At 31.4% G+C, this 15,082-nt stretch carries 17 protein-coding genes and 1 other annotated feature; all 17 genes read right to left on the bottom strand.

The window, feature by feature from the left end; all coding sequences use genetic code 11:
* Positions 1 to 62 precede the first annotated feature (62 nt).
* Positions 63 to 749: a DUF554 domain-containing protein gene (locus tag AC5M21_RS08455; RefSeq protein WP_008789951.1), complete on the bottom strand. Its 687-nt coding sequence runs from the start codon at positions 747 to 749 to the stop codon at positions 63 to 65.
* Between the two features lie 18 nt (positions 750 to 767).
* Positions 768 to 2,054 carry a GTPase ObgE gene (gene obgE, locus AC5M21_RS08450; protein ID WP_008789952.1) on the bottom strand — a complete coding sequence of 429 codons (1,287 nt, stop codon included), beginning with the start codon at positions 2,052 to 2,054 and terminating at the stop codon, positions 768 to 770.
* A gap of 58 nt (positions 2,055 to 2,112) precedes the next feature.
* Positions 2,113 to 2,397 carry a 50S ribosomal protein L27 gene (rpmA, locus tag AC5M21_RS08445; protein ID WP_008789953.1) on the bottom strand — a complete coding sequence of 95 codons (285 nt, stop codon included), beginning with the start codon at positions 2,395 to 2,397 and terminating at the stop codon, positions 2,113 to 2,115.
* Positions 2,398 to 2,400: 3 nt separating this feature from the next.
* Positions 2,401 to 2,724: a ribosomal-processing cysteine protease Prp gene (locus tag AC5M21_RS08440; protein WP_008789954.1), complete on the bottom strand. Its 324-nt coding sequence runs from the start codon at positions 2,722 to 2,724 to the stop codon at positions 2,401 to 2,403.
* A complete protein-coding gene (rplU, locus tag AC5M21_RS08435; protein ID WP_008789955.1) occupies positions 2,724 to 3,080 on the bottom strand; it encodes a 50S ribosomal protein L21 in 357 nt (118 codons plus the stop codon). The genes AC5M21_RS08440 and rplU overlap by 1 nt, the downstream gene beginning before the upstream one ends.
* Before the next feature lie 19 nt (positions 3,081 to 3,099).
* Positions 3,100 to 3,168 (bottom strand) — a sequence feature (ribosomal protein L21 leader region).
* Between the two features lie 165 nt (positions 3,169 to 3,333).
* Entirely contained in the window at positions 3,334 to 4,239 is a 906-nt protein-coding gene (gene xerA / locus AC5M21_RS08430) for a site-specific tyrosine recombinase/integron integrase (protein ID WP_008789956.1), read from the bottom strand.
* On the bottom strand, positions 4,226 to 5,524 hold the full coding sequence (trmFO, locus tag AC5M21_RS08425) for a methylenetetrahydrofolate--tRNA-(uracil(54)-C(5))-methyltransferase (FADH(2)-oxidizing) TrmFO (RefSeq protein WP_008789957.1): 1,299 nt from the start codon (positions 5,522 to 5,524) through the stop codon (positions 4,226 to 4,228). Before trmFO ends, xerA begins: the two co-directional genes overlap by 14 nt.
* 44 nt (positions 5,525 to 5,568) lie before the next feature.
* Positions 5,569 to 7,644 (bottom strand): type I DNA topoisomerase, encoded by a 2,076-nt coding sequence (topA, locus tag AC5M21_RS08420; RefSeq protein ID WP_008789958.1) that lies wholly within the window; start codon positions 7,642 to 7,644, stop codon positions 5,569 to 5,571.
* Between the two features lie 48 nt (positions 7,645 to 7,692).
* A complete protein-coding gene (dprA, locus tag AC5M21_RS08415; RefSeq protein WP_008789959.1) occupies positions 7,693 to 8,457 on the bottom strand; it encodes a DNA-processing protein DprA in 765 nt (254 codons plus the stop codon).
* A gap of 108 nt (positions 8,458 to 8,565) precedes the next feature.
* Positions 8,566 to 9,198, bottom strand: coding sequence for a ribonuclease HII (gene rnhB / locus AC5M21_RS08410; protein WP_008789960.1), 633 nt, complete (start codon positions 9,196 to 9,198; stop codon positions 8,566 to 8,568).
* Positions 9,183 to 10,085 (bottom strand): ribosome biogenesis GTPase YlqF, encoded by a 903-nt coding sequence (gene ylqF, locus AC5M21_RS08405; RefSeq protein ID WP_008789961.1) that lies wholly within the window; start codon positions 10,083 to 10,085, stop codon positions 9,183 to 9,185. The genes rnhB and ylqF overlap by 16 nt, the downstream gene beginning before the upstream one ends.
* A gap of 61 nt (positions 10,086 to 10,146) precedes the next feature.
* Positions 10,147 to 11,733 (bottom strand): recombinase family protein, encoded by a 1,587-nt coding sequence (locus tag AC5M21_RS08400; protein WP_008789962.1) that lies wholly within the window; start codon positions 11,731 to 11,733, stop codon positions 10,147 to 10,149.
* The gene (locus AC5M21_RS08395) at positions 11,687 to 13,399 is read right to left on the bottom strand and encodes a recombinase family protein (RefSeq protein WP_008789963.1); all 1,713 of its coding nucleotides are present in this window, start codon (positions 13,397 to 13,399) and stop codon (positions 11,687 to 11,689) included. The genes AC5M21_RS08400 and AC5M21_RS08395 overlap by 47 nt, the downstream gene beginning before the upstream one ends.
* 88 nt (positions 13,400 to 13,487) lie before the next feature.
* A complete protein-coding gene (locus AC5M21_RS08390; protein WP_008789964.1) occupies positions 13,488 to 13,763 on the bottom strand; it encodes a DUF6870 family protein in 276 nt (91 codons plus the stop codon).
* Between the two features lie 60 nt (positions 13,764 to 13,823).
* Entirely contained in the window at positions 13,824 to 14,015 is a 192-nt protein-coding gene (locus AC5M21_RS08385) for a hypothetical protein (protein WP_008789965.1), read from the bottom strand.
* Positions 13,999 to 14,391, bottom strand: coding sequence for a type II toxin-antitoxin system PemK/MazF family toxin (locus AC5M21_RS08380; protein ID WP_008789966.1), 393 nt, complete (start codon positions 14,389 to 14,391; stop codon positions 13,999 to 14,001). The genes AC5M21_RS08385 and AC5M21_RS08380 overlap by 17 nt, the downstream gene beginning before the upstream one ends.
* Positions 14,384 to 14,587 carry a hypothetical protein gene (locus tag AC5M21_RS08375; protein WP_008789967.1) on the bottom strand — a complete coding sequence of 68 codons (204 nt, stop codon included), beginning with the start codon at positions 14,585 to 14,587 and terminating at the stop codon, positions 14,384 to 14,386. Before AC5M21_RS08375 ends, AC5M21_RS08380 begins: the two co-directional genes overlap by 8 nt.
* Positions 14,588 to 15,082: the final 495 nt, after the last annotated feature.

The following is a 15,082-nucleotide window of genomic DNA, read 5'->3' as shown; positions in this document are numbered from 1 at the left end:
TTGCATCTATTATAACACAGAAATTAGCGGATACAAAAAAATGAGAAACATTTTCTCATTTTTTATATAAACAAACATAATAAAATAGGTAAAAACATTGCTGGAATATAATTCATCAATTTTATTTTTGTAATCCCTAATAAATTCAAGCCTGTTGCAATAATAACCAATGACCCAACACAAGTCATTTCGTTAATAACACTTGTTGTCAAAAGTGGTGCGGCAAGTGAAGCTAACAAAGTTAATCCTCCTTGATAAACAAGAACAACTGCAGCTGATAACATAACACCAATCCCAAGTGTTGAAGCAAAAATCATTGATGAACAAAAATCTAACGTTGATTTTGTATATAACATTGTATTATCATTCATTAATCCAGCATTTAAACAACCTACAATTGTCATTGAACCTACACAAAACAATAAACTCGATGTAATTAATCCCTCAGCTATTGAATGTTTTTGTCCTTCTTTTTTCTTCATATATTTCTTTTCTAAACGATTTACAAATTCTGTAATACGTCTATCAATATCAATGCTTTCCCCTATCACAACACCAATAACCATTGATATAATCATAATCAATGTATTTTCACCCTTGAAAGCGCCTTGTACACCAATAAAAAGAGTACACAAACCCAACGCCCTCATCATTTGTTGTGAAATTCGCTCTGGAATACCTTTATTCACAACTAACCTAATGAAACTGCCTCCTATAACAGTCATTGTATTAATAAGTGTTCCTAACATAATAGCTTCACCCTCTTATTATTCGTAAAAATCAAATTCAAAATCAAGAATTCGAATGGTATCACCTTGTTGAACACCAGCAACACGCAAAGCATCATCCAAACCAATATTACGCATTTTCTGAGCAAAACGTTTGATCCCATCATCGCTATTTAATGCAGCCATTTGAACAATTCTTTCGACTTTTTCACCAGAAACTTCCCAAACACCATTTCCTTCATTGAAAATTTCGAAACCAATTTCATCATCACTCTCATATTTATACAGAACACTATTTTCAACTTCCTCTTCTTCTGTAGCAAATGATGGCGTTTTATCTAATAAATCTGCAATAGCATAAAGTGGCATATCTACGCCTTCTTGAATCAAAGCAATAACTGGAAAAACTGGAATATCATCTCCTAATTTTTCTTTAAAGATTTTCAAATTCTCTTCAGCACCAACCTCATCCATCTTATTAGCAATAATCACTTGAGGTCTTTCCAACAAACGATATTTATAATCACCTAACTCTTTATTAATTGCCAGATAATCTTCGTAGGGATCACGTCCTTCAGTTCCACCCATATCAATAATATGAACAATAACTCGGCATCTTTCAATATGTCTTAAAAACTGATGACCTAAACCTTTACCTTGGCTAGCCCCTTCAATTAAACCAGGTAAATCAGCCATAACAAATGATCTTCCATCTTTTGCTTGAACAACACCTAAATTAGGAACAATTGTTGTAAAATGATAATCAGCAATTTCAGGTTTAGCACGTGTAACAACTGATAGGAAAGTTGATTTCCCAACTGAAGGAAATCCTACCAAGCCAACATCAGCCAATAACTTTAACTCACAAGTCAAATTATATTTAATTCCTGGTTCCCCACGTTCACAAATTGTTGGGGCAGGATTGCGGCTTGTCGCAAAACGGGTATTCCCACGTCCACCACGTCCACCTTTAGCAATAACAGCACGCTGTTTGTCTTCAGTTAAATCAGCCAATATTTTTCCAGTATCTTCATCGTAAATAACAGTTCCAACTGGGACTTTCAAAATCATATCACTAGCATCAGCACCATGCATCTTTTTCGCCATACCATTTCCACCATTACGTGCTTTATACTCACGATGATAACGAAAATCTAACAATGTTGACAAGGATGTTGTTGCTTCAAAAATGATACTTCCACCTTTTCCACCATCTCCACCAGATGGACCACCTTTCGGAACATGAGCTTCACGTCTAAATGCAACAACTCCATCTCCACCTTTACCAGCTTCGACATAAATCTTAACTTTATCAATAAATTTCATTTCTTCACCTTCTCTCATATTTATTCAAAAAAAGAACCCCATTACAAGGGGTTCCCCATTAAGCAGCTGGATAAACTGAAACTTTAGTTCTTGTTCTTCCGTCTCTTTCGAATTTAACAACACCATCTACTTTAGCAAATAATGTGTCATCTCCACCTTTACCAACATTTACACCTGGATGAATTTTCGTTCCTCTTTGTCTGTAAATGATTGAACCTGCTGTACAGAATTGTCCATCAGATAATTTAGCCCCTAATCTTTTTGAGTGAGAGTCACGACCATTCTTAGTTGACCCAACACCTTTTTTAGAAGCGAATAACTGTAAATCTAATTTGAACATCATGGTTTATACCTCCATCTTCGTGATTTTCATGTATTTTGCATAAGATTCCTCTATTGTCTCAAGGATTGTCACAAATGTCTCTAGTACCACTTGTATATCTTTTTGACTTTTCAGAACCTCAATATGAACATAACCTTTTTGAATATCAAGATTTCCTAATTGATCTTTAAGGAAATGATTCTTAACTAATGCATTTGCAATTCCAACACAAGCCGTACTTACTCCTGCACAAACCAAATCTTTTCCATGTTCTGCACTATTGGCATGACCAGAAACCTCAATATCTAAGATTTGTTGATTTTTTTCTTTGATAACGACCTGTATCATTACTCTGCAGTAGCTTCTTCAGTTTTCTTAGCAGCAGCTTTTCTAGCAGTTTTTTTAATATCTTCAATAACTAATTTTGTATAAGGTTGTCTATGCCCTTGTTTCTTATGATAATGTTTTTTAGGATTATATTTGAAAATAACAACTTTCTTTTCTTTACCTTGTTTTTCAACTTTAGCTGTAACAGTCGCACCTTTAATATAAGGATTACCGATTTTAGCAGTCTTATCACCAATGAATAAAACTTTATCTAATACAACTTGTTCTCCTTCAGCAACATCTAATTTTTCTACAAAAATAGTATCTCCAACTTCAACTTTTAATTGTTTTCCACCAGTTTCAATAATTGCGTACATGATGTACCTCCTTCTTTATAAATGATCTCAGACTCGCCAACCAAGGCAGCTTTGCTTTAACACCTTTTATGTGCGGTTGTAGCTAGAGGTCTACAACATTAGTATATTAGCATTTTCCGTTCTATTCGTCAACATTTTTCTAAATATTTTGTATTGTTTGCCATTTATGCAAGATTTCAACTTTTAGTTCACTTCTTACATATTGACTCTTGTAACCATCTGAAGACACCTTTAATCTAAGCAAATTCAGGATTTATTTATTCCTTGGATGAGCATGATCATAAACTTCTTTTAAATGCTGATTTGTGACATGTGTATAAATCTGGGTTGTTGACAAATTAGAATGTCCCAATAATTCCTGCACAACTCGAATATCCACTCCTTGTTCAAGCAGATGAGTTGCAAAAGAATGTCTGAATGTATGTGGATGAACTTTTTTTGTAGCATCATACCTTTGTGTTACACGATTAACAATATCCTCGATTCCTCGATTTGTCATTTTCGCACCATTCTTATTAACAAAAACAAATTGATGTTCTAGATGTTTCACCGCCATCAATTCAGGACGGTCCTCTTCAATATAAGTTTTTAACCAATCAGCAGCATAATCATGAAATGGTACATAACGGTCTTTGTTCCCTTTTCCATGAATCAATAACAGCTGTCTTTCAAAATCAATCTGTGACAATGTTAATTCAACAACTTCAGAACAACGCAATCCAGATGCATACATAAGTTCCAGCAATGCCTTGTTGCGTCTACCAAGTAAAGTCTGAGTATCTATACTGTCTAATAAATCCATCATCTCATCAATATATAAAAAATCAGGATTTCTGAGTGGTTGTTTCAATGAATCAATTAAAAGAAATGGATTGTCATCGATATATCCCTGAGTTTGTAAATAACGATAGAGTCCTCTTAAACTACTCATCTTATGATTGATTGTCTTTGGAGATAGGTTTTCACTATGCAGCTGTGCCAGATACCCTCTTAAGAAAGGATATCTAACATCTTTAAAATCACAAATATTTTCTTTATTGAGATAAACAATAAAATGTTCAATTTCTCTTTTATATCCATCAATTGTTAATGATGAATAATTCTTTTGGTATTTAAGAACATCCAGATATTCCTGAACGTATTTATCAAATTGATTCATCTTTTAAGAATTCCTTCATTTTCTTAATAGCACGTGTTGCATAGGCATCTTTACGTTCTTTCTTCTTAACACGTATTGCCAAATCAGGCAATATACCAAAATTAGCTTTCATGGGCTGAAAATTCGTTTCATCACCATGTGTAATATAATAAGCAAGAGAGCCCATAACCGTTTCCCTTGGGAACACTAATAACTCCTGATTATGTAAGTAGCGAACCATATTCATACCAGCTACCATACCGCTTTGGGCAGATTCCACATAACCTTCAACGCCAGTCATTTGTCCAGCAAAAAATAAATCTTCTCGCTCAATAAATTGATAGGTCGGCTTTAAATAACGTGGTGAACAAATAAAACAATTTCTATGCATAACTCCATAACGAACAATTTTCGCATTTTCCAATCCTGGAATCATATGAATAATTCGATCTTGCTCTGGCCATTTTAAGTGGGTTTGAAACCCCACTATATTATAAAGCGTTCCAACAGCATTGTCTTGTCTCAACTGTACAACAGCATGTGATCTTTTCCCACCATCTTTTTCTAATCCGACCGGCTTCATTGGACCAAAAAGCAATGTCTGTTTTCCACGTCTTGCCATTTCTTCAAAAGGCATACAACCTTCAAAAAACTTTTCTTCATAATCTTTTGGTTTCACAACCTCCGCATTCATCAATGCATCATAAAAAAGATCAAATTGTTCTTCTGTCATTGGACAATTAATATACTCAGCATCACCCTTATCATATCTTGATTTATAATAGGCAATCTCAAAATTAATACTTTCTTTTGTCACAATCGGTGCAGCAGCATCATAAAAATAAAAATAATCCTCATTCAATAAATCTTGAATACTTCTTGATAAAGGTTCACTTGTTAATGGTCCCGATGCAATAATAGTCGGTCCCAAAGGAATACTGTGAACTTCTTCATGAATCACTTCAACCAGTGGATGTGTTGATATGTATTCTGTAACAGCCTTTGAAAAACCAATACGATCAACTGCTAAAGACCCTCCTGCAGGAACTCTATGTTCTTCTGCAAATTTCATAATGATGCTTTCATTCATCCGCATTTCTTCTTTTAAAACACCAACAGCATTCCCTAACCCATCAGCACGTAATGAGTTTGAGCAAACAAGTTCAGCAAAATACTCACTCTCATGTGCGTCAGTCATTTTGACTGGACGCATTTCATACAAACGTACAGGAATACCCTGTTTAATCAATTGATGCACTGCTTCAACTCCAGCCAAACCAGCTCCTATGACATTTACTTTTTCCATTTCATTAGCCCTCTTTCCAATGAAAAAGTCCCTTGTGGGACTTTTTACTTAATGATTGTTTTGCATTTAGGATAAGCAGAACATGCCTTGAATTCGCCAAAACGTCCTCTCTTAATGACAACTGGACTTCCACAATTTGGACAAACTTCATCTGTCACTTGTGGTTCTGCTTTCTTTTTCTCATTTTTAATGTATTTACATTCAGGATAATTAGAACATGCTTCAAACTGCCCAAAACGCCCCTTCTTATAAATCATCTTACTTCCACATTTTGGACAATCTTCACCAGTATATTGAATATCTTCTGGTTCCTTTTTCACATACTTACAAGTCGGATAATTAGAACACGCTACAAAATCTCCATACTTTCCTTTTCTAATGACCAGATCTCCTCCACATTCAGGACATGTTTCACCAGTTTTTTCAGGTTGAATTTGTTCCATATTTTCATAAGCATTTTCTAACAAAGGTTCAAACTTATCTTCAAAAGTCGTTAAAGCATGCACATAGTCATCTTCACCTTCTGCAATTTCATCCAGTTCTTTTTCCATTTGAGCAGTATACTCAACATTAATAATACTTTCAAAGAATTGAACCAGCTTTTCATTCGTAAGAAGTCCCGAATCAGTTGGTTTAAACGCTTTATCAACAGTATCCACATATCGTCTCGTTACAATAGTATCAATAATACTTGCATAAGTACTTGGACGACCAATCCCTAATTCCTCTAATTCTTTAATCAATTTTGCTTCAGTGTAACGAGCTGGCGGTTTTGTAAAGTGTTGTGACTTTTGAATATCTTTACTCAGTAATTTTTCTTCAACTGTCACTACTGGTAATATTTCATCACTTTGTTTCTCATATGCTCCATACACTCTTAAATACCCATCAAACTGAATAACTGATCCACTAGCCTTAAACTCATATCCATTATTATCTAATGACAAAGTTGTTGAATTCAATTTTGCTGGAGCCATTAACGAAGCAACTGCACGCGCATAAATAAGTGCATATAATTTATATTCTTCTGGCTTTAAATACTCCTTAAGACTCTCAGGTGTACGCATAACACTGGTTGGACGAATTCCCTCATGAGCATCTTGAACATTCTCAGTTTTTTTAGAAACCTTTACACTACCAACGTAATCTTTTCCGTATTTCTCTTCAATATATGGTTTCGCTTCTCCAATAAAAGCATCCGACAAACGAATAGAGTCAGTTCTCATGTACGTAATCAAACCTACTGTCTCTTCTCCAATATCAATTCCCTCATATAATTTTTGAGCAATCATCATTGTACGTTTGGCTTTAAAATTCAACTTAGAAGATGCTTCCTGTTGAAGTGTAGATGTAATAAACGGTGGCTTTGAACTACGCTTCTTCTGTGTTTTCTTAACATCTGAAACAATGAATTGCTTATCTAAAGATTCAAATACACGCTGAGTATCTTCAGCATTTTTTAATTCAATCTTTTTATTTTGATACTTAGCAAGTTCGGCTTCAAAAGCAATATCATCTTTCTCAAAGCTTGCTTTGACTCTCCAATATTCCTCTGGAATAAAATCTTCAATCTCTTTTTCTCTTTCGCAAATCAAACGTAAAGCCACTGATTGAACACGTCCAGCTGATTTTGATTTGATCTTCTTTTGTAATAACTTAGATAACTTAAATCCAATAATTCTATCTAAAACACGTCTTGTCTCCTGAGATTTTACAAGATTTTGATCAATCTGACGAGGATTATTTAAAGCAGCAACAACTGCATCATGAGTCACCTCGTTGAAAACAACACGATTTGTTAAGTTTGTATCTAATCCTAATTCATCTGCTAAATGCCAAGAAATAGCCTCTCCCTCACGGTCAGGATCGGTTGCCAGATAAACATAATCCGCTTCTTTCACACATTTCTTTAAATCTTTTACGACATCTTTCTTATCTTTATTAATAACATAATTTGGTTTAAAGTTATCTTCTATATCTATACCTAAGCCACCTTTACCAGTTGTTGCTAAGTCTCTAATATGCCCCTTTGATGAAGTCACCACATAATCAGAACCTAGATATTTTTCAATTGTTTTTGATTTTGATGGTGATTCCACAATCACTAAATTCTTACCCATAGCTTACCTCCTACGTTTTTTCTATTATTAGTTTTTTTTTCCATTTTGTCAACCCAAATCTTCATCTTCAATGATATCAAGAACATTTGTAACCATTTTTGCCCCTTGTTTAATCAATTCATTACAACCATTATAATCATCATAACGGCCTGGTATACAATAAACTTCTTTACCTTGTTCCAAAGCATAGCCAGCAGTAATCATAGTTCCACTTTTTTGACGTGCTTGTGTTACCAAAAGACTGTTTGATAGTCCTGATATAATTCGATTACGAAATGGGAACAGCTTACGTTTTGGTGCTGTCATAAAAGGATATTCACTCATTATCAAATGATGCAACTTTAATTCATCATAGAGTATCCGATTTTCTCTTGGATAGCAATACTCTATTCCTGTCCCCAAAACAGCAATCGTTTTACCATTCTTATTGATAGTACTTTGATGTGCAATTGTATCCACACCCCGTGCCATACCACTAACAATAATATAATCCTGTTCAATCAACTGTTTAACAAAATCCTGAGTAGCACGTTTACCATAATCATCCACTTCACGCATTCCAACAACACCAATACATTTTTCTTTCACTAAGGATAAATCTCCATAATAATACAAGACAAATGGTGGACAATTAATTAACTTTAATTGTTCAGGATAGTCATGACTAAAGAGTGTTGTATATTGAGATTTCAACTTTTTCTTCAATTCACATCGCAATTTTTCATCCACCTGTTCTTTACGCATCAAAGCATTATATATGCTTTGAAAATCACCTTCATACTTTAACGAAAAATACAATACTAATTCTTCCATAATAACCCTCCTACTTCTATATTCATCTTTTTTATGCCATTTTTCTTTTTTTATTTTAAAAAAGTTTTATTTTTTTAAAAAAGATGACTTTCAAGCAAGAGAAAACACTTAAACCTCAAGTTCAAGTGCTAATTGTTCATTCAATATATCAATAACAGGTTGAAAAGAACGACGATGTATTGGCGTCACGCCATACATTTTTAGTAATTCCTTATGTTGTTTTGTAGGATATCCCTTATGTTGAGCAAAACCATATTCAGGATATTGCAAATCATATTTTTTCATAATTCTATCCCTTGTCACTTTTGCCAATATACTGGCAGCACCAATACTCATAGAAAGACTATCACCCTTAATAATTGCATTATGGGCAATTTCATCACCTAATGGCATTGCATCAGACAAAGCAAAATCAGGTTGAATAGCGATATGATGAATGGCATCTATCATACCTTTTTTACTAGCCTGATAAACGTTCAAGCGATCAACATCTTCAACATCAATAATTTCTATCTGATAAGCCAATGCATCACGGATAATTAAGTCATATAAAGATTCTCTCTTTTTTTCAGACAATTGCTTAGAATCATTAATAGCTTCATGATAATATCCTTTTTCAAAAATAACACCTGCAACAACCAACGGACCAGCCATTGGTCCTCGACCAGCTTCATCTAAACCAATAATGTAAGATTTTCCTAATGCATAAGCAGCTTTTTCATACCTTAATCTTTCACACATGTATAGTCCTCCCATGTGACCTTCCCAATACTGCCATCATAAATTTCACTAAAAACCAGTTGAATAACACGATCATAATCTGTTTCTCCACGCAATAACTTGATCTTGCGTTTTTGAGCAATATGATCAAATGCTTTTAGTAACCAATCCGAATCATCTAAATCAATTTCTAGACCATACCTCTCTTTTAATAGATCAGGATAATATTTTGTCAAATATGTCATGACATATACAAACAAATCATCTAAAGGAAGAATATCTTGTTTAATAGAGCCTAAAAGAGCAATATTTCTAGCAATATGTTCATCCTCAAACTTAGGCCATAATACACCTGGTGTATCAAACAATTCAAAATCTTTAGCAACTCGTATAATCTGTTGTGCCTTTGTCACTCCAGGTTTATTCCCTGTTACAGTCGCCTTACGATTAGCCAATTTATTAATAAAAGTAGATTTACCAACATTAGGTATTCCTAAAACCATAGCACGGATTGCTCTTGGTTTGATGCCTCTAGCTTTTTCTTTATCCATTTTAGGTTTCAAAACCTTGCGACATTTCTCAATAATCTTTTGGTATTCATTAAAGTTCTTTAAATTTACGCTCATAGCCTGATAACCAATAGATTCGTAGTAATGAACCCATTGTTTCGTTTTTTCATCATCAGACATATCCTTCTTAGTTAAAACAATCAATCTTGGTTTTTGATTAATAATATCATTTAACATTGGATTTTTTGATGAGTAAGGAGCCCTTGAATCAACCAATTCAATCACAATGTCAATAACCTTCATACGTTCACTTATTTCTCTTCGTGCCTTTGCCATATGGCCAGGAAACCAGTTGATACCACTTTTATTAACCCCCCCTTGGTTTTCTAAATTGTTCATATAAATCTACTCCTTTCGCACTAAAATTTTTTATAATAAAATCAAGCGTTTTTCTTATATATTATATCACATTATTTTGTTTTTTCAGATACCTTTCTGCCAATTTATATTGATCACTATATCTAAAAATTATATCTACACCTTTTTCATTATCAACAAATATATTCTTAATAAAACTATCTACGGTGTTTCTATCAACTGATTCTATCATTCCTGTTTTTTTAAATTTATTTAACCATTCAAAATCATAAGAGTTTATTTTATTGATTTTCAGATTTTCTTTTTCTATATTTAGTTTATTTATTTCATATAGATATTTTTGTTTAAAATCATCATAATCTTCCTCTGAAACAAAATCACATTTATAATCTTTTAATAGCTCATTTAATAATGATTTATATTTTTCTAATTCTTTATCTATCTCGACTATTCTAATTTTTTTTATTTCAGCATTATACTCTGCCCTTGATAATGAAATAGTATCATCAATTTTTTCTTTTATATTACAAACCAATTCTATATGTTGATTTAAAGTACTTAAAATAATTTCGTCCAATTCCTTTTCTTGTATATAATGTTTATTGCATTGCTTGGTTTTGATATAAGTGCTGCAATAATAAAAAACTTTTTCTTTTTTGTTTTTTATTTTTGTAAGTCTATATAAATTTGCACCACATTCAGAACATCTCAAAAAACCAGTATATTTATAAAATTTACCCTCTTTATTAACTCTAACATTTCGATTATATAGAATATCCTGTACTTGATTAAAAATTTCTTCATCAATAATTGCATTATGTCTTTCTTTTGAAATGACCCATTCATCTTCTGGAACTCTTACAATATTATGTGTTTTATGACTTATTCTAGTTCTCTTGCACTGAACAAGTGAACCTATATATGTTTGATTTTGCAATATAGCATCTAACATTTTTGTATTCCATTTCTTTGATATTTTACCAACCTCTATACTATATTTTTCTTTTAAATAAATACTTGGTGTTAAAATATTATTATTAGTTAAATCTTCTATTATTTCCTGTTTGCTTTTTCCCTTTAATACTAGATTAAATATTTTTTTTATGATAATTGCAGCGTCTTTATCAACAATAAGTTTATGAACATCTTCTGGGTCTTTCAAATAACCGAAAGGAGCAATTTTGCCTATAAAGTTTCCAGACTTTTTACTTGCTTTAAGTGATGAACGCATCTTTTTTGAAGAATCCTTAGAATAACTTTCATTCATAAGATTTTTAAATGGTATTTCTAATGAATCCATTACATTAGGTTCTAAATAGGAATCTACTTTATCATTTATTGAAATAAATCTTAATCCATACTGTGGTACTATTTCGTCAATAAAATTTCCTACCTCAATATAATTTCTCCCTAATCTTGATAAATATTTTACTATGACACCATTTATTTTTTTCTTTCTTATATCATTAAGCATTTTTTTATATCTGGGTCTATCAAAATCTGTACCAGTATAACCATCGTCAACGTAATCTTTATATATCATTATATCATCCTTGTCAACTAGGTAGTCATCTATAAGTTTCTTTTGGTTTACAACACTATTTGATTCTTCTTCTATTTTTTCATCGAACAAACGCCTGCGATATATTCCTAATATCCACTTTTTCATTTTCCTTTGCTTCCTCCTCTAAATAATTTACTAAACTTTGATATTCATCTTGATACTTGAATTTAATATCCAAAGTTCCATCTTTTCTAACGAAAATAACATCTATAAGTTCATTTAAAACTTCTTTCGTTAGTCTTTTAATCTTCCTATTTCTTTTATAATGACCTATCCAATAATCATTCTTTCTAATTTTTTTGATATTTTCTTTATAAGTAAATGTATATAATTCTATATCTTCATTTAATTTAGTAATTTTATTTTCAATTTCTTCGGATAATTTAATAAATTCTCTTTTTTCTATTTTATTAAATTTCCATTCTTCATAATATTTCCTTTTATCTTCTTTTAAATTCGATATTTTAAGTTCTGCAATTTTCACTTTATTCTTATATTCATTTTCAATAGAGCCCTGATTATTTTTAAAATAGAGTTTAGATAAACTTTTTTCCAACTCTATTACTAATTTAACTTGTAATTGAATAGATTCTAAAACAGCATTTTCTAAATCACTTGTTTTTATTTTATGAGGCGAACAAGACTTACTTACCTGTAAATAAGTCATACAAAAGTAATTAGAAATTTGGGTTTTCCCTCTTAAATCCTCTTGCTTAGTCATTGCTCTACCACAATCAGAACATTTAAGTATTCCATTAAATATCGAATAATTTGTTGGTGCTTTATGTTTTTTATTTTTATCATTTTGTTTTATTAACTTCTGTACCTTATTAAAATCTTCCTTAGATATAATTGCTTCGTGAGTGTTTTGAGAACGAATATATTCATCTTCATCTTTTGAAATGATTTTTTTACTTCCAAAAGTTGCTCTTGTTGTTTTTAATTGAACTAAATTACCAATATATGATTCATTATGGAGCATTCTACCAATCGTAGATGTACTCCATAGATAATTCGACTTTATTTCAAATGGGTCTAGTGTTAATTTTCTTTTCTTTCTTCTTTGAATTTCTTTTCTACATAAAATCCCACTATCATTAAGATATTTACAAATCGTTGGTCGTCCACTTCCAGATAATGCCATATCAAATATCTTTTTCACAATATCAACTTCATCAGGATCTATTACTAAATGATGTTTATTCTCCGAGTCTAACATATATCCATAAGGTGTTGTTCCTGCAACAAATTCACCGTTTTTCGCCATTACTTTATAAGCACTTGCAACTTTTTTAGATATATCTCTTGAATAGTTCTCATTCATAAGATTTTTTACAGGTACTATCAAACTACTTATTGAATCTGGATCTAAATAAGAATCTACATTATCATTTACGGAAATAATGCGTATGTCATAAACAGGAAATACTTCTTCAATATATTTTCCAACTTCTCTATGATTTCTCCCTAATCTTGATAAATCTTTTACTATAATACCATTTATTTTTCCATTAACCACATCTTGCAACATTCTTTTAAAATCCGGTCTTTCAAAATTAGTACCGGTATAGCCATCATCAATATAGTAATCTTCAATCTCAATGTTAGCCTTATTTTCCAGAAACGATTCAATCAACGCTTTTTGATTTTTAATTGTATAAGATTCACTATTTTCTCCATCATCAAATGATCTTCTCCCATATACACCAATATGCCATCTTCTATTTTCATCGTTTTTTCGACTTAGTTTTTTATTGCCACGACCTGACATTTCCACCTCCTCCTTCCAAATTACAAACAAATCATAATTCAAATTTTATTTTTTTACGAAGGTAGAAATTTTAATTTTGTAAACTTGACTATCTATATAGATTTTTAAGTACATTCGTCAAGCAATCATTGGCGGTTTTGTTTGTATCAGAAAATCTTATTCTTACTAATTTTCCATTAACTTTAAAAATATAAGGGTTTTTTACCTTATTTAAAAAATCAAGTATTCTTTCTCCACTTTGTTTTCTTTTATCAATTTTTATATCAGTTATTTCATCTACTTCATCTTGATTAACTTCATCTAAGGATATTTTTCTACATCTTTCTAACTTTTCTGCCAATTTTTCAATTTCTTTATTGTTCATTTTTAATCTTCCTCTCCTTTAATATGGAATTTTTCTATTCCTACATATGAGTTTATAAACTCATATCTTCTTACACAATAGTTGAAAGTTATCTTTTGATACAAAAGGAAATAAGTCACATTTCATTAAAACATCTATAACCATATTTTTTGCCTCTTTTTTGTTTTTTGCACTTACTTCTACATATTCCATTTTTTTATTACTACTAATACTTACAATATATTTTTTTCTTTTATTAAAATTTTTTAACATCTTTTCCCTCTCTTTCTATTCTTCTAATATCTATTTCAAAAACATTTATTAAAGCCTTATCTATCTTTTGTATTTGAGGCTCTGTTAGTTTACCTAAATAGGCAAATATTCTTATTTTATCAATTACTCTAACCTGCTCTAATAAAATTAAAGAATTATACCTTAAAAAATCATTGTTATGAATTAAAATATGTGTTGGTAATTTTTCTTTTTTTATTATCTTTGTTAATGGAGCAACTATAACAGTCGGACTATATTTATTGCCACAATCATTTTGAAGAACCACCACTGGTCTTTCTCCTTTTTGCTCACTTCCAATAGCAGGATTTAGTGTCGCATAATAAATATCTCCTTTTTTTATATCAGATTTAATCATCTTTCTTTTCAACTTTATATATAATGTGTGGTGGTCTATCATTAAATAGATTTAATATATTTAACTTCTTATCTTTTAAATAATCTGTTAAAACACGATTAACATCTTCTTGTGCCTTTTGCATACTTGTTTGTGAATGATCCATAGTTGTTTCAAATATCAATTTAACTTTTACTTTATAATTTTTTCTTTTCATTAAAATTTCCTCCTTAATATGTAAAAAAGCCAAAGTACATATAAATACCTTGACTTTCATAATATTTATTTCTTTTATTTTTTTAGTTTTAACTGATATTTGTCTTAATACCCTCAGTACGGGATTTCATCAAACTATTGACTTGCTAAATCAATATCACAGGAATTTCACCTCCCCGAGGATCTCTCCGGGCTGCACCCATTGCTTGAGTCTGTGGCTATGCAGGAGTATCTTTAATACTGTTAGATGTAATCGCAAATTAGGTGCTACCTAATTTTATAACCAAGTATAAACCGACAAGCGTACTTGTTAAAGTGCTGAATCTAACAGGAAAGTATCTGATGAATGTGTATCAAATTTTCAAAGAACACATCCTGCTCCACTAAATTAAAAGGAACAGGTGGAAAAGGATTAACGGCTCTATAATTTAACTGGAGGAATTAAATAAATCTTTCAGTTTTATTTTATATTAAAATAGACATAACTATAACCTTG

It is taken from the genome of Coprobacillus sp., assembly GCF_984815275.1.
This window is presented reverse-complemented; position numbering and strand designations above follow the sequence as displayed.